Below are 20,961 nucleotides of genomic sequence, written 5' to 3' on the forward strand. Positions count from 1 at the left end.
ATCGTGACGACCGCACCTGACCCATTCGACTATGAAGCTGCCATCGGCGCCTGCGCCCGCGGCGACCGGCACGCCCTGCGCCGGCTGTATGACCAGGAAAGTCCGCGCCTGTTGGGCGTGGCGCTGCGCATCGTGCGCGACCGCCAGAGCGCCGAAGATGTCGTGCACGACGCCTTCGTGAGTATCTGGACCCGCGCCGCCGGCTTCGATGCCACGCGCGGTTCGGGCCGCGGCTGGATGTATACGATCGTGCGCCATGCGGCGCTCGACGCGATGCGCGATGGCGCCCATGAAGTCGGCGTCGACGAAGAAACGCTCGATGCGCTCGACGCCGACGCCTTCGATCCCAATATGCAGGATGCGTTCGAGCTGCGCCAGGACATGGGCCGGCTGCACGAGTGCCTGACGCAACTCGATCCGGCCAAGCGCAACAGCATCCTGCACGCGTATGTGGATGGCTTTTCGCACAGTGAAATCGCCGAGCGGCTCAAGTCACCGCTGGGCACGGTCAAGGCCTGGATCAAGCGCGGCATGAGCGCGCTGCGGGAGTGCATGGTATGAACGCAACACACGATTACACGACACACGATTACGACGAGCTGGCCGGCCAATACGTGCTCGGCACGCTGCCACGCGCCAAGCGGCTCGAGGTCGACGCTGCGCTGGTTGAGAATGCCTCGCTGCGCGCCGCCGTTGCCTTCTGGGAAGCGCGCCTGCTGCCCCTAACCACGCTGGTGGAACCAAGCACGCCGCCGGCGTCGCTGTGGGCGCGCATCGAGCGCAGCCTGGGACCTGTCAGCAAGCCAGTGACGGTCGCGCGCCACGGCTGGTGGGAGCGCCTTGGCCTGTGGCGCGGCCTGGCTGCCGGCGGCTTTGCCGCCGCTGCCGTGATGGCGGTAGTGGTCGGCCTGCGCGTCAACGACCTGCAGCAGCCGCACTACATGGTCGTGCTGGCCGCGCCGCAGAACGCGGCGCCGGGTTGGGTGCTCAAGATGACGGGCGCGACCACGCTGCGCCTCGAACCGCTGGTCGCGACTGCCGTGCCGTCGCAGCGTGCGCTGCAGCTGTGGACCAAGGCCGACGACTGGTCCGGCCCCGTGTCGCTGGGCCTCGTCAAGCCGGGCGAGACCGTCGAGGTCAAGCTCGACAAGCTGCCGAAGATCGTGCCGAACCAGCTGTTCGAGATCACGCTGGAGCCGGAGGCCGGCTCACCGATCGGCAAGCCGACCGGTCCCATCCTGTTCATCGGACGTGCCGTGGTTATCTAGACATCGCGCGCACCAACGGAAAAGGGCGTTCCCGCATCAGCGGGAACGCCCTTTGTTCATGCTACGGTGTGATTATCGCAGCCGGATCAACGCAGCCAGATTGCGATGTCCTTCACGCCCGGCATGCCGCTGCCGATGCGCGATGCGGTCGGGTTGGTGGCGCCGCCGATCGGCGTGCCGGCGCCGGTGGTGATGTCGACGCGGTACAGCGAGGTCGGGCCACCGTCGGTGGTGCGCAGCGCTGCCAGCACCAGGCCGTTGGCGCCGCCGGCGATGTCCATGCCGCCGTCGCCGGCGATTGTCACGCCCAGCGGGCCGACATTGACCAGCGTGCCGTCATTCGGCGGGTTCTGCAGGGCCAGCACCGAGCTGGCGCTGTCGACGTCGAATAGCTGCGTCGTGGTCGCATTCAGGATGCTGTTGGTGTAGGCCGCTGCTGCGACGACAGGGGCGACGCCGGCGCGGTTGATGACGCCGTCGGTGGTCGTCGCGCCGGTGTCGACGTTGATGCGCAGGTTCTGGCCGCTATTGCTGATCACGCGCAGGCGGTCGGCCACCGGGTTGAAGTCGACGGCAAATGCGGTGCCGGCAATCGCGGTGTAGGGGAGCGTGGTGTCGGTGGAGTCAGCGGCCAGCGTGGCCTTCACGGTCGCGACGCCATTGGTTGGATCGATCGTGATCAGGCGCGCGGTCGAGGTCAGGCCGTACAGCATGCCGTCACGTGGACGCACGTCGATGCCGAGCACGAGTTCACCCGGGGCCAGGCCGCTGATGGTGACATTGGTGTCGAGCGTGTTCGGCGTGCCGACCTTGAAGCCGACCAGGCGGTTATCGTCGGTCAGGCCCAGCACGACCGGCGTCTGCGCCGCGCGCAGCGCGATGCCGCGGATGTCTTCGGTCACGCCCAGCGCGCCCACTAGCGTCGCCGGTGCGGTGGTGGCGGCCAGGTTCACGCCATACAGGTTGCGTGCGCCGCCGACGGTGGCCACCATATAGCCCATGTTCGTGCGTGCATCGATGTCGAAGCCGTTGACGGCGCCGGCGACGATGCCCAGCGGGACCGGGTTGGCCAGCGTGCCGTTGTTTGGCGGATTCTGCGTATACAGCGTGTTGTTGACGGCATCGATGCCGAACAGCGTCGTCGAGCCGGTGCCGGCGAACGAGTTGGTGTAGGCCGAGGCGGAAATCGCCGTGTTCGCTGCGCCGCCATTGATGCTGCCGTCGGTGGTCGTCGCGCCGGTGTCGACATTGATGCGCAGGCTCTGGCCCGTGTTGCTGACAATGCGCAGGCGGTCGGCCATCGGGTTGAAGTCGACGCCGAAGTTGGTGCCCGCCAGCGCGGTGAATGCATCGGTGGTGTCGGCAGGATCAGCGGCCAGGCGCGATTTGTTGGTCGCGGCGCCGGTCACCGGATCGAGCGTGTACAGGCGGCCGGTCGAACCGACGCCGTACAGCATGCCGTCGACCGGACGCATGTCGATGCCGACCAGGTTTTCGCCGCTCTGCAGGCCGGTGACCAGCACATTGGTGCGGATGGTCGCAGGGGCGGCGCGGTCGAACGAGATCAAGCGGTTGCTGACAGTCAGGGCAACCACATCGCCAACAGTCGCGGATGCCGGCGGCGGGGTGGTCGGCGCCGGCGCGGCATTGTTGTCGTCGTCATCGCTGCCGCAGGCGGTCAGCGCAAGGGCGATCGAAGAAACGAGGACGAGCTTGGCGAATTGTGGTTTTTTCATGATGTGTCCTTATTAGTAGAATGGGTCGTCAAAGTGGATCAGGGCGCACGGCCCGCGGGCACGCTGCCATGTCGACACCGGTACTACGCATCAGATGCAGGATTGGATGCAGCTTGGTGAAAATAAATTTTCTGGCCTAGCCCGGCAGGTGCCTGAACCCTGCGCGATGGTGAGAATGCACGCATTTTGGTGACAATGTCGCATGTTACTCTTGGGTAATTCTGTTGCAGATTTTCTGCATCAGCAACCTCTGTTTCAACGGTGTTGTCATGCGTGTTTCCCTGGGTGAGGTCGTGTCCGTGCTCGCCATTTCATTGGCTGGCGCGGGCGCGCTCATCAAGACCTGGTCGACCATGTCGGATACCGAATTCACGCCGGGCTTCTATATCGCCGGCGCGCTCTTCAGCATGCTGATCTGTTCTTTGTTCCTGCTGGTCTTCGCATCGGTGCGGGCCTGGACGCGGGTGCGCTAAGTTCGCCCGGAAGCGGCCGGGGGGCCGCCAGCGTGGAGGACGACGGGAAGAGGCGGGTCTAGACGACGCCGCGGTTCTGCAGGGCGGCGATCTCGGCGTCGCTCTTGCCCAGCACATCGCGCAGGACGTCCAGCGTGTGCTGGCCCAGCGTGGGCGGCGCCACGCTGCTGGTGGCCGGCGTGGCCGACATGCGGATCGGATTACGTACCAGCGTGACTTTGCCGGCGCTCGGATGCGGCAGCGCGATCGCCATCGCGCGCGCCTGCACCTGCTCATTGGCGAAGACCTCGCCCACGTCGTTGATCGGCCCGCACGGCACGCCGTGTTCTTCCAGCAGCGCGATCCAGTCGGCGCGCGTTCTTTCGCCGACCATCTCGGCCAGCAGCGGCACGAGCACGTCGCGGTGCTGCACCCGCAGCGGGTTGGTGGCAAAGCGCGCATCCAACGCCAGCCCGGGCCGGCCGCCCGCTTCGACGAACTTCTGGTACTGGCCATCGTTGCCCGCGGCGACAATGATGTGACCATCCAGGCAGGCAAAGGTCTGGTATGGCACGATATTGGCGTGCGCATTGCCCCAGCGCTTTGGCGCCTTGCCGCTGTTGAGATAATTGCTGCCGACATTGGCCAGCATCGCCACCTGCGTGTCGAGCAGCGCCATGTCGATCTGCTGGCCTTCACCGGTGCGATCGCGATGCGTCAGCGCAGCCAGCACGGCCACCGTCGCATACATGCCTGTCATCAGGTCCGTCAGCGCCACGCCGGCCTTCTGCGGCCCGCCGCCGGGCACGTCGTCGCGCTCGCCCGTCACCGACATCAGGCCGCCCATGCCCTGGATCAGAAAGTCGTAACCGGCGCGGTGCGCGTAGGGACCATCCTGGCCAAAGCCCGTGATCGAGCAGTAGACCAGGTCGGGTTTGAGCGCCTTGAGGCTCGCGTAGTCGAGGCCATAGCGCGCCAGGTGCCCGACCTTGAAGTTCTCGAGCACCACGTCGCACGACAGTACCAGTTCGCGCAGTAACGCCTGGCCCTCGCTGCTGGCGATATCGACCGTCATCGAGCGCTTGCCGCGGTTGGCCGTCAGGTAATACGCCGCTTCCTGCGTGTCGCGGCCATTGGCGTCCTTCGCATACGGCGGGCCCCAGGCGCGCGTGTCGTCGCCGCTGCCGGGGCGCTCGATCTTGATCACGTCGGCGCCCAGGTCGGCCAGGTTCTGCGCGCACCACGGGCCGGCCAGCACGCGCGACAGGTCGAGCACGCGGATGTGGCCGAGCGCCTTGGGCAGGGATGTGGAAGCGGCGGCGGAAGCGGAAGATGGCGTCATGGTGGAGGCAGCTTAATCAATCATGAAGCGCCGATTATAACGGGCCGGCCATGGGCTGCGGCGCCAGCTGGGCGGCCGCCGACAGCGCGCGTTCACGGTCGACGATGGCGTCGATCGTGCGCTCTTCCAGGCCCATCGCCCCAAGCACGAAGCTGGACAATTGCAGGCTCGCTTCCAGCGTTTCGGGCACCACGACCGAGGCCCCGGCCAGGCGCAGGTCGCGCGCGTGCTTCTCGTCGCGCGAGCGGGCAAACAAGGCCACGTGCGGGAATTCGCGCCGGATGCCGTGCACGGCCTGCAGCGCCGCGAGCGGCTGGTCCATCGTCAGCACGATCGCGGGCACCTCGTCGGCGTGCACGCGGCGCAGCAGCTCGGGCCGCGCCGCATTGCCGAACCAGACCGGCCAGCCGTCGGCGCGCAGCTGCGCCACCAGTCGCGCATCGGTTTCGAACGCCACGAATGGAATCTTTTGCGCAGTCAGCAGCTTGCCCAGTTGCTGGCCGACGCGGCCGAACCCGGCAATGATGACCTGGCCGCGCACCGCACTCAGGGCGGCATGATCGTGCTGCGCGGCGAGCTGGTCCCCGCGCGTTTCCAGCTGGTCGCCGATGGCCCGGCCCAGGCGCGCCAGCATTGGCGTGATGAACAGCGACAGGCCGACCGCCAGCATCACGCGCGCGCCCAGCGCCGGATCGAGCACGCCGCTGGTGGCCGCATAGCCGATGACGATGAAGGCGAACTCGCCGCCCTGGCCCAGCAGCAGGCCACCTTCGACGGCGCGGCCCCACGGCAACCCGCCAATCCGGAACAGCAGGGCCACGACAATGCCCTTGATCAGTACCAGTCCGAGGACGAAGGTGGCCAGCCACAGCGGGGCGTCGAGGATCTGGCCGGTGTCGATGGTCATCCCGACCGTCATGAAGAACAGGCCCATCAGCAGGCCCTTGAACGGCTCGACCATCAGCTCGACCTCGTGCTTGAATTCGGTTTCGGCCAGCAGCAGGCCCGCGATCAGTGCGCCCAGCGCCATCGACAGGCCGGCGGCGGCCGACAGCGCCGCGATGCCGAAGGTCGCGAGCAGCACCAGTGCCATGAACACGTCGGGCTGGCGCTGGCGGGCAAAGGCGCGAAACAGCGGATGCACGACGCGCCCGCCCACCAGGTAGATGAGAGCAATCGCGCCAGCGGCCTTGGCCAGCGTGATGGCGGCCAGCAGCAGCGCGTCGTTGCCGTCGCCGGCACCCTTCGCCAGTGCGCCGATCAGGATCAGGATCGGCACCACGGCCAGATCCTGCAGCATCAATACGGCGAAGGCGGCCTGGCCCAGGCGCGTTCCGGTGCTGTGCTGCTGGTTCATCAGCTGCATGACGACGGCGGTGGACGACAATGAGAGCACGAGGCCGAGGATGACGGCGGCCTGGCCCGGCAAGCCATACAGATACAGGGCCGCGCCGATCAGTGTGGCGCTGGCCGCGACCTGCGCGGTGCCGGCACCGAACACCCAGCGCCGCATCGACCACAGGCGCGCGGCCGACAGTTCCAGCCCGATCATGAACATGAGGAACAGCACGCCGATTTCAGCCAGCATCGAGATGCCGGGGCCGGCGGGGAAGGTGAGGAACGACAGCCACGGCGTATGCAGGGCCAGCGCGCCCAGGCCGAAGGGGCCGAGCAGGGCGCCGACGGCAAGAAATCCCAGCACCTGGTTGATGCGCAGGCGCTGCAAGGTAGGAATGAGGATGCCAGCCAGGATCAGGAACAGCAGGATTTCACGCAGGAAGGGGAAAGCGTGGTGGTCGTTCACGGTGGTACCTGTTCGTGGAGGGTTGGCGCGATTGCCAACCCTACCACACGGACCGGTCAGGTCCCCGAGTGAATGGCCTCATCCAGTTCGGCCTGACGCTCGCCACCCGCCACGTCCTGGCGCCGTTCGGCCTGCGCTTCAAGCTCGCGCCGTTCGTCGCGGTCGGCATTACGCAGGTCGATGTAGCGGCGCAGCGCATCGTCGAGCGTCGGCAGCAGCGCGCCCCGTTCGCTGGCGAGCGCGCAATAGCGTGGGCGCGGCGCCGTGAAGCCGAATTCCTCTGCGGGCAGCGCTTCGAGCCGGTGCGCATCGATGCCGGCCAGTTCGGCCGCGCGGCGCGCCAGTTCGGCCCAGGTGAGTTCGCCCTGATTCGCCAGGTGCCAGATGCCCGCTTCGCCGTCGACCGCGAGGTCGAGGCACGCATGCACCAGGTCGGGCACGAAGGTCGGCGACACGGTCAGGTCGCCGGCTGCGACGAACGGGTCACCCCGTTCCAGCGCAGCGAGGGCCTGCGTGACGAAGTTGTGCTCGTCCCACGGCCCGAAGAAGGCGCTCGTGCGCACGACCAGCGCACCCGGGTGGTTCAGAAGGACAACGCGCTCGGCCTCGGCCTTGCTGCGGCCATACACGCCCAGCGGCGCAACGGGATCGGATTCGACATACGGCCGCTCGTTGCTGCCATCGAACACGAGGTCGCTCGAGAACGTGGTCAGGTGAATGCCATGCTGCGCGCAGGCAGCGGCCAGCGTCGCCGCGCCCACGGTGTTTTCGCGCATGCAGCGCTCGAGTTCGTGCTCGGCGTCGTCCACGCGCACGTAGCCGCAGGTATTGATCACGGCCCACGGTTTGTAACGCGCCAGTGCGCGCTCGACCGATTCCTGATCGGCGATGTCCATGTCCTGACGCGACAGCAGCCGGTGCGCCAGGTTGCGCTTTTCGCAGATGCGGGCAAAAGCGCGGCCCAGCGTGCCGGTGGCGCCCAGGATCAGGATCGGCGGGGCGCTCGTGTCGACCACGCGGTGCCCGTCGGTGGCGGTGGACGTAACCGTGTCGGGCGTGGCAACGGGCTGGCAGACGAAGCGGCCCGGGCGGCGCCACCAGCCCTGCGCACGCAGTACCGGGTGCGACAGTGGCTGGCCGGCGGCCAGTTCGTTCATCATGTTGGCCAGCGCAGTGCGGCGCGGCAGCGGCGAGCGCACGTCGAGCGGGCCCGGCTCGTAATAGCCGTGTTCGGCGGTGACGAGGCAATTCCAGTCGAATGACCCGAGCAGCGCCCAGACGGTCACGGCGCGCACGTCCACGCCCTTGGCGCGCGACTGCTGCGCCGCTTCCCAGATTTCAAGCAGCCAGCGCATCTGGTCTTCGCGGTTGGCGTCGATGTGCGCTTCGGTGATCGCCAGCGGGATGCCGTAGCGGTCCCAGATTTCCTGCAGCAGCGGGGCGATGCCGGGCGTGGGTGTGGCCAGCACGCGCGAGGCTTCGACGTCGGCGCACGGAAGGTCGTCGGCCATGCCGCGGTGGTGCGCCGGATAGCGCTCCGGGCGATGGTCGAGCCAGCGCTCGCTCGTGACGTAGTAATTGCAGCCGATGATGTCGGGTGGGCACGGGTTGTCGCGGAACCAGAGGATGTCGGCGGCATCGGCGCCATTGCGCAGCAGGTAGTTCCACAACGGGTGGTCGGGCACGACCATTCCGCACAGCAGGTCCCAGCCCAGCCAGCGGCGCTCGTTGTAGAACTCGGCGACGTCGCTCAGTTCGGGCGTGCTGTAGGTCTTGCCGAGATCGTCGGTCTGGATCAGCTTGGCATCTGGATTGACGGCGCGGATCGCGCGCATCGACAGCACGGTCGCGCGGCACTGATTCAGCAGCGCCTGGATGAAGGTGCGGTCGTCGCGCCCGTGCGGATACCAGACACCGTACAGGCCGGCAAAGCGCGCCGTCGTGCAGATCTCGTTGACGGGGGTGTAGTACTCGAGCCAGGGATAGCGCGCGGCGACAGCGCCGGCGTAGGCGGCCAGTGCCTCTGCAAAACCGGGGTCGACCAGGCTCGTGTGGCGCGGCCCGCTGCCGTGGTGGACCAGGCCGGCGATCGGCGTGACACCGGCGGCGCGCAGCGCGTTCAGGCGTTCGTCGGGCCAGTGCCAGTTGGCGTGCTCGAGGCCATCCGGCGCCGTGCGCTCCCACAGGATCGGATAGCGGATGGCGCGGATGCCGAGGCCGGCGAAGCGCTCGATGTCGCACGGCCGGTCGGTGTGGCCGTTGCGGTCGAGCTGGCTGAAATAGGCGTCCTGCACGCGGTTGACGGTGCATTCGAGGCCGCCCCACAGTTCGAGGGGATGGTCCTGGTGGTTCTGATCATTGTGGCTGTTCGTGCTCTTGTTCATGGCGTTGATTCCTTAATATTATTGCAACTAGCTGGTCGGCATGAAGTGCTCTGCGAAGTGCTCCAGTTAATTTCTGCTGTGTTGGGAGAGCTTGCTGTCGGGTCATGGTCCGGGTGGCGGTTGACAGCGCGGCGGCAACCTGCAACCATGCGGTCCATGATCTTTCCGAAAGCACATTCCATTCTTCTTTCCTGGTGGCGCCGCTGACAGCGCGCGGCCACGGGAAATGATGTGCATTTCATAGCCGCCTCGATTCAGGCGGCGTTCATTGTTGATACGCAGCGATCGGGGCATAGAACCAGGAACCTCGATGACACTGCCTACTTCAACTACTTCTACCGATACTGCCACTGCTACCGTAGCAACCCCGGCTGCCAACTCGATCATCCTCACCGGTGACCGGCCAACGGGCCCGCTGCACCTGGGCCACTTCGTCGGCAGCCTGCGCGATCGCGTGGCGTATCAGCATCAATACCGTCAGTTCGTCATGCTCGCCGACTCCCAGGCCATGACCGACAATATGGATGACTTGGGTAAGGTACACCGGAATGTGGTCGAAGTGGCGCTCGATTACCTTGCTGTCGGGATCGATCCTGCCAAGACGACCGTGTTCATCCAGTCGCAAATTCCCGAGCTGACCGAGCTCACGTTCTATTACCTGAACCTCGTGACCGTCGCGCGCCTCGAGCGCAACCCGACCGTCAAGGCTGAAATCGTCCTGCGCGGCTTCGAGCGCGACATCCCGGCGGGCTTTTTGACCTACCCGGCCAGCCAGGCTGCCGACATCAGCGCCTTCAAGGCAAACATGGTGCCGGTCGGTGAAGACCAGATCCCGATGATCGAGCAGTGCAACGAGATCGTGCGCAAGTTCAATCGCATCGTGGGGCGCGACATTCTGGTGGAAGCCAAGGCCTTCGTGCCCGAAGTGGGGCGCCTGCCAGGCATCGACGGCAAGGCCAAGATGAGCAAGTCGCTGGGCAACACGATCAACCTGGGCGCCAGCCCTGACGAGATCCGCGCCGCCGTCAAGAACGTCTACACCGACCCCCTGCACCTGAAGGTGTCCGACCCGGGCCACATCGAAGGCAACGTCGCCTTCACGTACCTGGACGCGTTCGATACCGACAAGGATGGCCTGGCCGAGATGAAGGCGCATTACCAGCGCGGCGGCCTGGGCGACAGCATCGTCAAGAAGCGCCTCGAAGGCATCCTGCAGGACATGCTGGCGCCGATCCGCGCGCGCCGTGAAGAGTTCGCGAAAGACCCGGCTTACGTCATGCAGATGCTGAAGGAAGGCACGATGAAGGCGCGTGAAGTTGCGGCGGCCACCACCGATGAAGTCAAGAAGGCGCTGGGACTGTCGTACTTCTAAGCTTGCTTCGGACGGGTATCACGAGGTGATGCCGGTGGTAGCGCAGCGCAAGGCCGTGTTGACTATCGGTAGCGCACGGCGCCCGGGGGTGGCAAGCTGCACGCTTGTCCATCACCCGGGAGTTCCTCATGAGCAAAGGCCTTCGCCTGACTGAAAAATGGATGCAGCGCGCCCTGTGGCTCGTTGCGTTCGTGTTTGCCGGCTTTTTGATCGGGCTTGGCAGCCTGATCGTGCAGAACTTGCGCGATGTTGAAGAGCCACTGACGCTCGAGCAGTTCATGGACCCGGCCCAACTGGCCAGTGTGCAAGCCGAGCGGGAAGCAGCGCACAAGGCGCAGGAGCAGGCCCAGTCGCGTCTGGAACAGGCAACCCAGAAGCACACGGTGGCCAGTGCGAATACTGCCTCGGCGCGCGAGACGTTCGGCAACTGGCTGGCGACGCGGCAGGTGACGGCGCGCCCCGAGCAGGATCCGGAATTAATCAAGCGCACCGAAGCACTCGATGCGCTCGCAAGCGCCGAGCGCACGGCGCTTGCAGCAGTCGAAGCCGAGCAGCAGACGCTGCTCGACGCAACCCAGGCCGGGGAGCGTGCCGGCACCCGTTGGCGCTCGCTGGAAGAGCCTGCCGAGACGGCGTTGTTTGAAGCCCAGGCTGCGCGTGAGCTGCGTGTCTTCGGCTATCGGCTTGCACTGACCCTGCCGCTGTTGCTGGTGGCCGGCTGGCTGTTCAAGCACAAGCGCAAGACGCCCGACTGGCCATTCGCCTGGGGCTTCATCCTGTTTGCGTTGTTCACGTTCTTTTTCGAACTGGTGCCGTATCTGCCGAGCTATGGCGGTTACGTGCGCTACATCGTCGGCATCGTCCTGACGGTCGTTGCCGGGCGTTATGCGATCCGGTGGTTGCAGGGATACCTGGCGCGCCAGAAGCTGGCTGAAGCCTTGCCCGATGCCGAACGCCGCCAGGGGATGCGCTATGACGTGGTTCAGACCCGGCTGGTGAAAAGTGTGTGTCCCGGCTGCGAGCGGGCGGTCGACCTGAAGGACGGCAAGAACGATTTCTGCCCGCACTGTGGCATCGGCCTGTTCAACCGCTGCACTGCCTGCACGACGCGCAAGAATGCGTTTGCACGGTTCTGCTTTGCATGCGGCACGACGGCCAACACGACACTGGCCGACTGAATGAAAAAAACCGCAGCCGGCCAGACCGGTTGCGGTTTTGTTTGTTGCGCGCTACGGGGTATCAGTCACGCAGGTCAGCAGGCACCTTGCCGCCATTGGCTGCCAGCTTGTTCATGACCTGGCGGTGCAGCCAGATGTTCATCTTGGCCGAATCGTTCATGTCGCCGGTGTAGTTCAGCTCAGCGGCGAGTTCCTTGCGCGACTGCAGGCTGCTGTCCAGGCCGAGCAGCTTGAGCAGGTCGACGATCGACGAACGCCAGTTCAGTTGCTGGCCCGACGAGGCGAGCATGCCGTTCAGGACTTGCTCGACATCGACTGGCTGGGCTGGCGCCGCTGCTGGCGCTGGCGCTGCTGCCGGTGCGGCGGCCGTTGGTGCTGCCGGTGCTGCGGTCGGGGCAGCAGGTGCAGCCGTTGGCGTTGCCGCCGGTGCTGCGTCTTTTTTGCCTGGGAAAATTTTATGGAAGATGTTGCTCAGGATACCCACGGGACCCTCCTTTTCTGGTGATTGTTTACGGATGTTGTTTGCCATGTAGCCCAGTGCGACGGCCAGGGCGGCGCCCCCGGCAGCCTTGATCAGCGTCGGATGCTCGGCGTAGAAGTCGCTCATGCGATCGACGATGCCGGGATTCTGCTGTTGTGCTTTTTCAGCCAGTTCCTGTACTTGCTCGGGCGAGACCTGCGCTGCCTGTTCAGGTGTCACCTGCGTCGGCACATTGTTGCCGAAGATCTTGCTCAGTGCGCCACCGGCGACCGACGACAGCACGCTGCCACCCGCGCCACCCAGCAAGCTGGTCAGCATGCCGGCGCGCTGGTTCTGGTCGCTCTGGCCAAACAGCTGGCTGACCATCTGCGGGAACGGTGGGGTCTGGTCGGAGCGCAGTGCGCTCGCGATGCCTTGTGCGACGCTGGCCCGGGGCGCGTTCTGCGCTACCTGGTCGAAGTCGGCGGCAGCATTGCCGTTGGTGCTGGCGGCGCCTGCGCCACCAAGATATTGCTGCAACAAATTACCTAAATCAAAAGCCATGTGTTCTCCTGCTGGGTGAATGCCGGGATGGATGACCAGCGTAGGCGTTTTGATATGTACCGCTCTGTACGATGACGAACCCACGGTGCATCGATCATCAACGATCTGGGCTCTGCGGTCCGCGCTCTGCGCTCTGTGACCGTTGCGTGGGTGTTGAGCAGGAAAGGGTAGCGCTGCATCTATTTGCCAAGTGGACACGACGGCGCCGCGAACGGTAAGCTGTCGGCATGCCCTACGTCCCGCTCGCCATGTTCCTCGTCCTGTACCTGTTTGCCAGCCTGGCCTGGAACATGTCGCAGATCGTCGGCGCCGCCTATCTCGTCACCAGCCTGACCTGTTTCGTGGCCTACGCGATGGACAAGTCGGCCGCTCGCGCCAGCACGTGGCGCACGCCGGAAGCCACGCTCCTGCTGCTGGGCCTGATCGGTGGCTGGCCCGGCGCCGTGCTGGCGCAACAGTGGCTGCGCCACAAGACCAGCAAGCAATCGTTCCAATGGAAATTTCAGGCGACGGTGGCGCTGAACCTGGGCGTCTTCGCATTACTTGCTTACCGCTTCGGTCAACCGGCTGCTGCATGATGAAGCACGATCCCGTGTGGCCGTGGCCCCGCATCCTCGCGCACCGTGGCGGCGGCACCCTCGCGCCCGAGAACACGGTGGCCGGCCTGCGCTGCGGCATGGCAGCGGGCTTTCGCGCGATCGAGTTCGACGTCATGCTGGCGCGCGACGGCGTCCCCGTGGTGCTGCACGACCCGGGCCTGGGCCGCACGGTCCGGGGCAGCGGCAGCGTGTTCGAGCACGATGCGCTGGACCTGGCCGCGATGGATGCCGGCAGCTGGTTCGGCCCGGCGTTTGCGGGCGAGCCGGTGCCGCTGTTCGACGCCTTCGCGCGCCTGTGCATGGCCCGCGGCATCTGGATGAATATCGAGATCAAGCCGGCGCCCGGCTACGAACGGGAGACGGGCCGCGTCGTGGCGCAGATGACGGCCGCGCTGTTCGCCGACGCGCTCGCGTCCGGCGACCCGGCCGCGTTGCCGCTGTTGTCATCGTTCAGCGACGTCGCGCTGGCAGCAGCGCAGGCGGCCGCACCGGCGCTGCCGCGCGCCTGCTTGATCAGCGCCCTCGGTGCCGATTGGCAGACGCGGGCGCAGGCGCTCGGTGCGCGCGCCATCCATACCAATCACCTGCACCTGAGCCGGCAGCAGGCACGCGCCGTCAAGGACGCGGGCTACGGCCTGTTCTGCTACACCGTCAACGATGCCGGCCGCGCGCGCGAACTGCTGGCGTGGGGCGTGGACGCCTTCTGCACCGACCGCATCGACCTGATCACGCCCGATTTCGCCTGAGATCAAGGTCAGGCACTATATTTACACGGTGACCTAAAGTAACAACGAGGGGTGACGTTAAGAAGGGACGATCACCCTGACGGTGTTGCCACCATGGCGCTTTCCATATCAACGAATACCCTGTCGCTCAGTACGCAGCGCAGCATGCGCACGCATGACACCGAGCAGGCAAAGCTCGTCGAGCGCCTGAGCTCCGGCATGCGCATCAACCGCGCATCGGACGATGCGGCCGGCCAGGCGATCACGTCGCGCTTGAACTCGAACCTGCGCGGCACCAGCCAGGCGCTGCGCAGCATGAGCGACGCGACGTCGATGCTGCAGGTGGCCGATGGCGCCATGGCCAGCGTCACCGAGACCCTGCAACGCCTGCGCGAGATGGCAGTGGCCGCCGGCAATGGCAGCTACACGGATGGGGACCGCGGCGCGCTGCAGAAAGAAACACAGGCGCTGCTGCAACACATCACACAGGTAGGCACCGACACCAGTTTCAACGGCGAAGCAGTGTTTTCGCAGGACACCGTCAGCATTGGCGGCGACGAACGACGGCGCGCCGTGCTCGATGGCCTCCAGTCCGGCTGGCTCAGTTCGGCCGAAGACCTGATCAAGCAGCATTACGGGCTCATGGGCGATGGCGCCAAACTGACTGTCAACCTCGACACCACGGATGGTGCCTACAACGTGCTCGCTTCGGTGTCCGGCACGTCGTCCGGTGGCAAGCTGAACAATCTGCACCTGAATATCGACATGGCCGACTTCGGCACCGCGGCTACCCCCGACGGCGGCAGCGCGCCGCTCTACAGCGACCGCATCGTCGCCCATGAGATGGTGCACGCGGTGATGGGCCGCACGATGAACATGGGAGCGCTGCCGCAATGGTTCGTCGAAGGCACGGCTGAACTGATCAATGGTGCCGACGAACGCCTGGCCGGTGCCGGCAGCATGGCGGGGGTCGTCGCCACCATCGCCGGCGGCGGTTTTTCGTACGAAGGCGGGTATGCCGCCAGCCGCTACCTGCACGACCGCATGAAGGGCCTGGGCGTGGAGGGGGGCATCAAGGGCATCATGCAATACTTGAACAACAACCAGTCCGCCGACCTGGATGCGGCGCTCAATGCCGTCTCGAAAGGCGTGTACACGAGCAACGCCGCGTTCCTGGCCGACTTCGGCGCCAACGGCGAACAATTTATCAATACAAAAATGAATCTGACCAATGCCGATACGGGCGCGATCGGCGGACTGGACGCCGACGGCGGCCCCGTGCGCGATGCCCGCGCCGTCGTGCCTGCCAGCGGGACCAGCAATGCCGCGGATGGCCTGGCCGGTTTCAACGTCGTCTACCCGGACGAGGGCGGCGCCAGCGGCGTGCGGCGGGTGCAGGTGCAGGCCGGGGACAAAGCGAGCGACCTGATCGACCTGCAATTCTCGTCGATGAATGCGCGCGCTCTGGGCCTGGCCAATCTCGACATGACGCGATCGAGCGTGGCGCTGCTGAGCATCGACCGGGCGCTGGAATTTGTGGGTGAGCAGCGCGTGCGTACGGGCGCCTCGAGCAACCGGCTCGACCTGGCCGCCAGTGCGCTCGAGACGAGTTCGCAGAACATCCAGGCAGCGCGCTCGCGCATCCAGGACACCGATTACGCCAGCGACACGGCCCGGCTGACCCGCACGCAGATCCTGCAGCAGGCGGCGTCGGCGATGCTGGCGCAGGCCAACGGGCAACCACGCTCGATCCTGAGCCTGCTGCGCTGAGAATGGATCGGGGAGCTAGGCTATAATCGTTCCTTTACAGGCACGCTGCCTCACTCCGCCCAACGATCAGACATGAAATCCTCCGACATCCGCGAAAAGTTCCTCAAGTTCTTTGAATCCAAAGGCCATTCCATCGTGCGTTCCAGCCCGCTGGTGCCGGGCAACGATCCGACCATGCTGCTGACCAACAGCGGCATGGTGCAGTTCAAGGATGTGTTCCTGGGCCTGGATTCGCGCCCGTATTCGCGCGCGACGTCCGTGCAGCGCTGCGTGCGCGCCGGCGGCAAGCACAATGACCTCGAAAACGTCGGCTACACGGCGCGGCACCACACGTTCTTCGAGATGCTGGGCAACTTCAGCTTTGGCGACTATTTCAAGCGCGATGCGATCCAGCTGGCCTGGGAGCTCCTGACCAAGGTCTACCTGCTGCCAGCCGAAAAGCTGACCATCACCGTGTACTTCGAGGATGACGAAGCGTACGACATCTGGGCCAACGAAATCGGCGTGCCGACAGAGCGCATCATCCGCATCGGCGACAACAAGGGCGCGCGCTACGCCTCCGACAACTTCTGGCAGATGGCCGATACGGGCCCATGCGGTCCGTGCACCGAGATCTTCTATGACCACGGCGCCGACATCTGGGGCGGCCCACCGGGCTCGGCCGAAGAAGACGGCGACCGCTTCATCGAAATCTGGAACCTCGTGTTCATGCAGTTCTACCGCGACGAATCCGGCTCGCTCACGCCGCTGCCAAAGCCGTCGATTGACACCGGCATGGGCATGGAGCGTCTGGCCGCCGTGCTGCAGAACGTGCACAGCAACTACGAAATCGACTTGTTCCAGAACCTGATCAAGGCCGCTGCCCGCGAAACCGCCGCACCTGACCTCGACAACAATTCGCTCAAGGTCATCGCCGACCACATCCGCGCTGCGTCGTTCATGATTGTCGACGGCATCATCCCGAGCAGCGAAGGGCACGGCTACGTGCTACGCCGCATCGTGCGCCGCGCGCTGCGTCATGGCCACAAGCTGGGCCAGACCAAGCCATTCTTCTACAAGCTGGTGGCTGACCTGGACATCGAGATGGGCGAAGCCTACCCCGAACTGCGCACGGCCAAAGACCGCGTGGCGCAGGTGCTCAAGGCCGAAGAAGAACGCTTCGGCGAGACGCTCGAAAACGGCATGAAGATCCTGGAAGCGCAGCTGGCCAAGGATCCGAAGAACCTCGACGGCGGCACCGCCTTCACGCTGTACGATACCTACGGCTTCCCGCTGGATCTGACTGCCGACATCTGCCGCGAGCGTGGCATCACGCTCGACGAAGCAGGCTTTACCGCCGCGATGGAACAGCAGAAGAAAACGGCGCGCGCCGCCGGCAAGTTCAAGATGGCCGCCAACGTCGAGTACGCTGGCGAGAAAACGAAATTCGTCGGCTACGATTCGCTGGCCCACAACACGCACGTGCTTGCGCTGTACGCCGACGGCGTGAAGGTCGAGCAACTGAGCGCCGGCCAGGCCGGCATCGTCGTGCTCGACACGACGCCGTTCTACGCCGAATCGGGCGGCCAGGTGGGCGACCAGGGTGTGATTGGCGACGGCGCCATCCGCTTCGAAGTCGAAGACACGCTCAAGATCCAGGCCGACGTCTTCGGTCACCACGGCGTGCTGCGCGAAGGCACGCTGAAGGTGGGCGCAACGGTCGACGCACAGGTCGATACGGCCAAGCGCGCACGCACCATCCGCAACCACTCGGCAACGCACCTGATGCACAAGGCGCTGCGCGAAGTGCTGGGCACACACGTGGCACAAAAAGGCTCGCTGGTCGACCCGGACAAGACCCGCTTCGACTTCAGCCACCCGCAGGCGCTGACGCTGGACGAGATCACACAGGTCGAGACCATCGTCAACCGCGAAATTCTCGAGAACCACGCGACGCAATCGCACAATATGTCGTTTGACGATGCGGTCAAGCACGGCGCCATGGCGCTGTTCGGCGAGAAGTACGGCGACACCGTGCGCGTGCTCGACATCGGCACGTCGAAAGAGCTGTGCGGCGGCGTCCACGTGACCCGCACCGGCGACATCGGCCTGTTCAAGATCGTGTCCGAAGGCGGCGTCGCGGCCGGTATCCGCCGTATCGAAGCCGTCACGGGCGAAGGTGCACTGGCCCTGGTCCAATCGATCAACCGCAAGCTGATCGAAGCGGCTGGCGCCCTCAAGACCAATCCTGACGAACTGACCAGCCGCATCGGCCAGGTGCAAGACCAGGTAAAGCTGCTCGAAAAAGAAGTCGCGGCACTGAAGTCGAAGCTGGCGTCAGGGCAGGGCGACGAGCTCATCGCGCAAGCCATCGACGTCAACGGCATCAAGGTGCTGGCGGCCACGATGGAAGGCGCCGACGTGGCGACGCTGCGTGAAGCGATGGACAAGCTCAAGGACAAACTGGGCACGGCCGCGATCGTGCTGGCAAGCGTCCTCGATGGCAAGGTCAGCCTGATCGCAGGCGTGACCAAGGATGCCACCGGCAAGGTCAAGGCGGGCGAGCTGGTCAACTTTGTGGCCCAGCAGGTGGGCGGCAAGGGCGGCGGGCGTCCGGACATGGCGCAGGCCGGCGGCACCGATCCATCGGGCTTGCCGACGGCGCTGGCCGGCGTGGCTGGCTGGGTGGGCAAACGCGCGTAAGCAGCGTTTTGCCGGATAAAAAACGCCGCCTCTCCGGGCGGCGTTTTTTATTGCCTTCATCGCATTGCCCTCATAGAATCATGCACGAACATCAACCTTTTAAAGGCGATCATGCTGACACTTCGGGTTCTGGTAACGGGTCTTCTGGTAACGGCGGTGTCTGTGGCGCAGGCCCAGATGCCGGCAAACGACACGGTCAAGGGCGGCAAGGATCATCCGCTGCTCACGCGTTTTGCGGGCGCGAAGCTGGTTGGCTACGAGGTGAAGCAGTTCGACGAGGCCACGCTGCCGGCAGGCAAGCGCGTCCGGATCGCCGGCAAGCCCGGTTTCGAGAAGACCCTGCGCCTGGAAGGCAAGTACACCCGCATCGCCTACGTCTATCCCCAGGACCGCTCGTCGCTCGAAGTCATGCGCAACTACCAGACGGCGCTCGAAAAGGCCGGCATGAAAAGCACCTTCGCCTGCGCCAAGGAAACCTGTGGCGAAAATTTTGGCGACTTCGTGCAGCAGCAGCGGGTAGGCTACAACTTCATCCAGGGCGGCGAGGCGGCGACCTCGCCCTTCAACTACGGCCGCAATGACAACCGTTATCTGCTCGCATCGGGAACGCGGCCCGATGGGTCTGCGCTGACCGTTGCCGTATACGCAGTCGATCCGGTCCAGGGCAAGAACGGCGGCGTCTACCTCGACATCGTCGAAGGCAAGCCGATGGAAGGGGGCAAGGTTGCTGCCGACCTGAACGCGGCGGACATGGCCAAGGGCATCGCCACGGACGGCAAGGTGGCGATCTACGGCGTCTATTTCGACACCGGCAAGGCCGACGTCAAACCCGAATCGGCAGCTGCGCTGGCCGAGATGGCTGCCATGCTCAAGCAGTCGCCAAAGCTCAAGGTGTTCGTGGTCGGTCACACCGACAACCAGGGCGCCGTGGCCCAGAACCTGGCGTTGTCGCAGCGACGCGCCGAGTCGGTGGTCGGGGCGCTGGCCGGCACCTACAAGATCGATGCCGCGCGCCTCAGTCCGAAAGGCGTGGCTGCGTATGCGCCACTGGCGTCGAACCGCGCCGAGGCGGGGCGCCAGCAGAACCGGCGGGTCGAACTGGTCGAGCAGTAAGGCCCGCCTGGCTGCGACAACATCGCGCAATTCTATTGCGCGGGCTTGCCGGAACGGCTATTGTATGCGCCGTTTTGGATCACATCTGGTTGAAAAGATGCACCGCCATAGTGCTTTTCCGTGAGCATCCAGTACAGACTCCGTGTAACTTCGTCAAGCTTTTAACATTGGGTTGCAGGCTCGCAACAATCTATGACTATTTTGGTGCGGTGCGTCATACTGCGCGAATTGGAGTAGTATTCAAGTTCCAGCACCATCCTTACTGATCAGGAATGCGATGAGCGACATCATTTTCGACACCGACACCGATATTATGGAATTCCAGAAAGATCTGGATGCGCGGGGGCTGAATTGCCCACTGCCCATCCTCAAAGCGAAGAAGGCGCTCGCCGACATGGAGAGCGGTCAGGTGCTGCGTATCGTGGCCACCGACACCGGCTCCGTGCGTGATTTCCAGGCCTTCGCCAAGCAGACCGGCAATGCGCTGCTGGCCCACACCTTCGAACACGGCGAGTTCACTTTTCTGATGCGCCGCAAGTAAGCCACGCCGCCGGGTCGCGTTCATCGCGACGGCGCGCATTGTCGTAACGGGGTCTGCCCCCGTCTGTTTCCCCGAATTCATGACAGACAGACTACTTTAGGTGTTTTACTCTACTAAAAAATCGCACGCTCGTGCTTTAATTTGGCCCGATGCCCCGATTTCTCATATAATCTGAGCCACTTTAGTCTGTCTCCATCTCATTTTAAAAGGCACCCTATGAAAGTCCTGGTACCCGTCAAACGCGTGGTCGACTACAACGTCAAGGTTCGCGTCAAGTCCGACAACAGCGGCGTGGATATCGCCAACGTCAAGATGTCGATGAACCCGTTCGACGAAATCGCGCTGGAAGAGGCCACCCGCCTGAAAGAAGGCGGCAAGGTTACCGAAGTGGTGGCAGTGTCGATCGGCGTGCCTCAGTGCCAGGAAACCCTGCGTACCGGCCTGGCCATCGGCGCCGACCGTGCCATCCTGGTCGAGACCGCGGGCGACACCGAGCCGCTGGGCGTGGCCAAGATCATGAAGGCACTGGCCGACAAAGAGCAGCCACAGCTGATCATCCTGGGCAAGCAGGCAATCGACGACGACTCGAACCAGACCGGCCAGATGCTCGCCGCACTGCTGGGCTGGCCACAAGCGACGTTCGCATCGAAAGTGGTGCTCGAGGACGACAAGGTCACCGTGACGCGCGAAGTCGACGGCGGCCTGGAAACCGTGGCGCTCAAGCTGCCTGCAGTCATCACCACCGACCTGCGCCTGAACGAGCCGCGCTATGTGACGCTGCCGAACATCATGAAGGCAAAGAAAAAGCCGCTCGAGACGATCAAGCCGGAAGACCTGGGCGTGGACGTGGCGCCGCGCCTCAAGACCCTGAAAGTCGTCGAGCCTGCCAAGCGTTCGGCGGGCGTGAAGGTCCCGGACGTGGGCACGCTGGTGCAGAAGCTGCGCACTGAAGCCAAAGTCATCTGAGCCGT

At 64.9% G+C, this 20,961-nt stretch carries 17 protein-coding genes; 12 read left to right on the forward strand and 5 right to left on the reverse strand.

What is annotated here, in order from left to right:
* The first annotated feature begins 3 nt into the window (after positions 1 to 3).
* Together AC56LY_RS03030 and AC56LY_RS03035 are read left to right on the forward strand one after the other, a co-directional pair.
* The gene (locus AC56LY_RS03030) at positions 4 to 561 is read left to right on the forward strand and encodes a sigma-70 family RNA polymerase sigma factor (RefSeq protein ID WP_499576505.1); all 558 of its coding nucleotides are present in this window, start codon (positions 4 to 6) and stop codon (positions 559 to 561) included.
* Complete coding sequence (locus AC56LY_RS03035; protein WP_499576509.1) at positions 558 to 1,268, forward strand: anti-sigma factor; 711 nt, start codon at positions 558 to 560, stop codon at positions 1,266 to 1,268. Before AC56LY_RS03030 ends, AC56LY_RS03035 begins: the two co-directional genes overlap by 4 nt.
* Before the next feature lie 86 nt (positions 1,269 to 1,354).
* Here AC56LY_RS03035 and AC56LY_RS03040 read toward each other — a convergent pair whose 3' ends face one another.
* Positions 1,355 to 3,004, reverse strand: a complete 1,650-nt coding sequence (locus tag AC56LY_RS03040; RefSeq protein WP_499576511.1) for a DUF4394 domain-containing protein — start codon at positions 3,002 to 3,004, stop codon at positions 1,355 to 1,357.
* A gap of 269 nt (positions 3,005 to 3,273) precedes the next feature.
* Here AC56LY_RS03040 and AC56LY_RS03045 point away from each other — a divergent pair, with 269 nt between their 5' ends.
* On the forward strand, positions 3,274 to 3,477 hold the full coding sequence (locus AC56LY_RS03045) for a hypothetical protein (RefSeq protein ID WP_499576513.1): 204 nt from the start codon (positions 3,274 to 3,276) through the stop codon (positions 3,475 to 3,477).
* Between the two features lie 58 nt (positions 3,478 to 3,535).
* On the opposite strand, the gene AC56LY_RS03050 is transcribed toward AC56LY_RS03045, so the two are convergent.
* The 3 genes from AC56LY_RS03050 to AC56LY_RS03060 are packed head-to-tail and all read right to left on the reverse strand — an operon-like array spanning position 3,536 to position 8,986.
* The gene (locus tag AC56LY_RS03050; protein WP_499576515.1) at positions 3,536 to 4,798 is read right to left on the reverse strand and encodes a CaiB/BaiF CoA transferase family protein; all 1,263 of its coding nucleotides are present in this window, start codon (positions 4,796 to 4,798) and stop codon (positions 3,536 to 3,538) included.
* A gap of 34 nt (positions 4,799 to 4,832) precedes the next feature.
* A complete protein-coding gene (locus tag AC56LY_RS03055; RefSeq protein WP_499576517.1) occupies positions 4,833 to 6,602 on the reverse strand; it encodes a cation:proton antiporter domain-containing protein in 1,770 nt (589 codons plus the stop codon).
* Between the two features lie 56 nt (positions 6,603 to 6,658).
* Complete coding sequence (locus tag AC56LY_RS03060) at positions 6,659 to 8,986, reverse strand: family 1 glycosylhydrolase (RefSeq protein WP_499576519.1); 2,328 nt, start codon at positions 8,984 to 8,986, stop codon at positions 6,659 to 6,661.
* A gap of 310 nt (positions 8,987 to 9,296) precedes the next feature.
* Between AC56LY_RS03060 and trpS the strand changes: the two genes are divergently transcribed.
* On the forward strand, positions 9,297 to 10,358 hold the full coding sequence (gene trpS / locus AC56LY_RS03065) for a tryptophan--tRNA ligase (RefSeq protein WP_499576521.1): 1,062 nt from the start codon (positions 9,297 to 9,299) through the stop codon (positions 10,356 to 10,358).
* Between the two features lie 128 nt (positions 10,359 to 10,486).
* Positions 10,487 to 11,536 carry a serine endopeptidase gene (locus tag AC56LY_RS03070; protein WP_499576523.1) on the forward strand — a complete coding sequence of 350 codons (1,050 nt, stop codon included), beginning with the start codon at positions 10,487 to 10,489 and terminating at the stop codon, positions 11,534 to 11,536.
* Between the two features lie 61 nt (positions 11,537 to 11,597).
* On the opposite strand, the gene AC56LY_RS03075 is transcribed toward AC56LY_RS03070, so the two are convergent.
* Positions 11,598 to 12,020, reverse strand: a complete 423-nt coding sequence (locus AC56LY_RS03075) for a DUF3597 domain-containing protein (RefSeq protein WP_332530914.1) — start codon at positions 12,018 to 12,020, stop codon at positions 11,598 to 11,600.
* A gap of 767 nt (positions 12,021 to 12,787) precedes the next feature.
* Here AC56LY_RS03075 and AC56LY_RS03080 point away from each other — a divergent pair.
* The 7 genes from AC56LY_RS03080 (at position 12,788) to AC56LY_RS03110 (ending at position 20,956) form a co-directional block, all read left to right on the forward strand.
* A complete protein-coding gene (locus tag AC56LY_RS03080) occupies positions 12,788 to 13,138 on the forward strand; it encodes a DUF1294 domain-containing protein (protein ID WP_499576525.1) in 351 nt (116 codons plus the stop codon).
* A gap of 14 nt (positions 13,139 to 13,152) precedes the next feature.
* Complete coding sequence (gene ugpQ / locus AC56LY_RS03085) at positions 13,153 to 13,905, forward strand: glycerophosphodiester phosphodiesterase (protein WP_499581934.1); 753 nt, start codon at positions 13,153 to 13,155, stop codon at positions 13,903 to 13,905.
* A 93-nt stretch (positions 13,906 to 13,998) separates the two neighbouring features.
* Positions 13,999 to 15,654, forward strand: coding sequence for a flagellinolysin (locus AC56LY_RS03090; RefSeq protein ID WP_499576528.1), 1,656 nt, complete (start codon positions 13,999 to 14,001; stop codon positions 15,652 to 15,654).
* A gap of 72 nt (positions 15,655 to 15,726) precedes the next feature.
* Entirely contained in the window at positions 15,727 to 18,336 is a 2,610-nt protein-coding gene (gene alaS, locus AC56LY_RS03095) for an alanine--tRNA ligase (RefSeq protein WP_499576530.1), read from the forward strand.
* Between the two features lie 111 nt (positions 18,337 to 18,447).
* Complete coding sequence (locus AC56LY_RS03100) at positions 18,448 to 19,449, forward strand: OmpA family protein (protein WP_499576532.1); 1,002 nt, start codon at positions 18,448 to 18,450, stop codon at positions 19,447 to 19,449.
* A 313-nt stretch (positions 19,450 to 19,762) separates the two neighbouring features.
* The gene (locus tag AC56LY_RS03105; protein WP_499574699.1) at positions 19,763 to 19,990 is read left to right on the forward strand and encodes a sulfurtransferase TusA family protein; all 228 of its coding nucleotides are present in this window, start codon (positions 19,763 to 19,765) and stop codon (positions 19,988 to 19,990) included.
* A 216-nt stretch (positions 19,991 to 20,206) separates the two neighbouring features.
* The gene (locus AC56LY_RS03110) at positions 20,207 to 20,956 is read left to right on the forward strand and encodes an electron transfer flavoprotein subunit beta/FixA family protein (RefSeq protein WP_258836221.1); all 750 of its coding nucleotides are present in this window, start codon (positions 20,207 to 20,209) and stop codon (positions 20,954 to 20,956) included.
* Positions 20,957 to 20,961 lie beyond the last annotated feature (5 nt).

Source organism: Telluria sp. ZT3P25 (assembly GCF_059685895.1).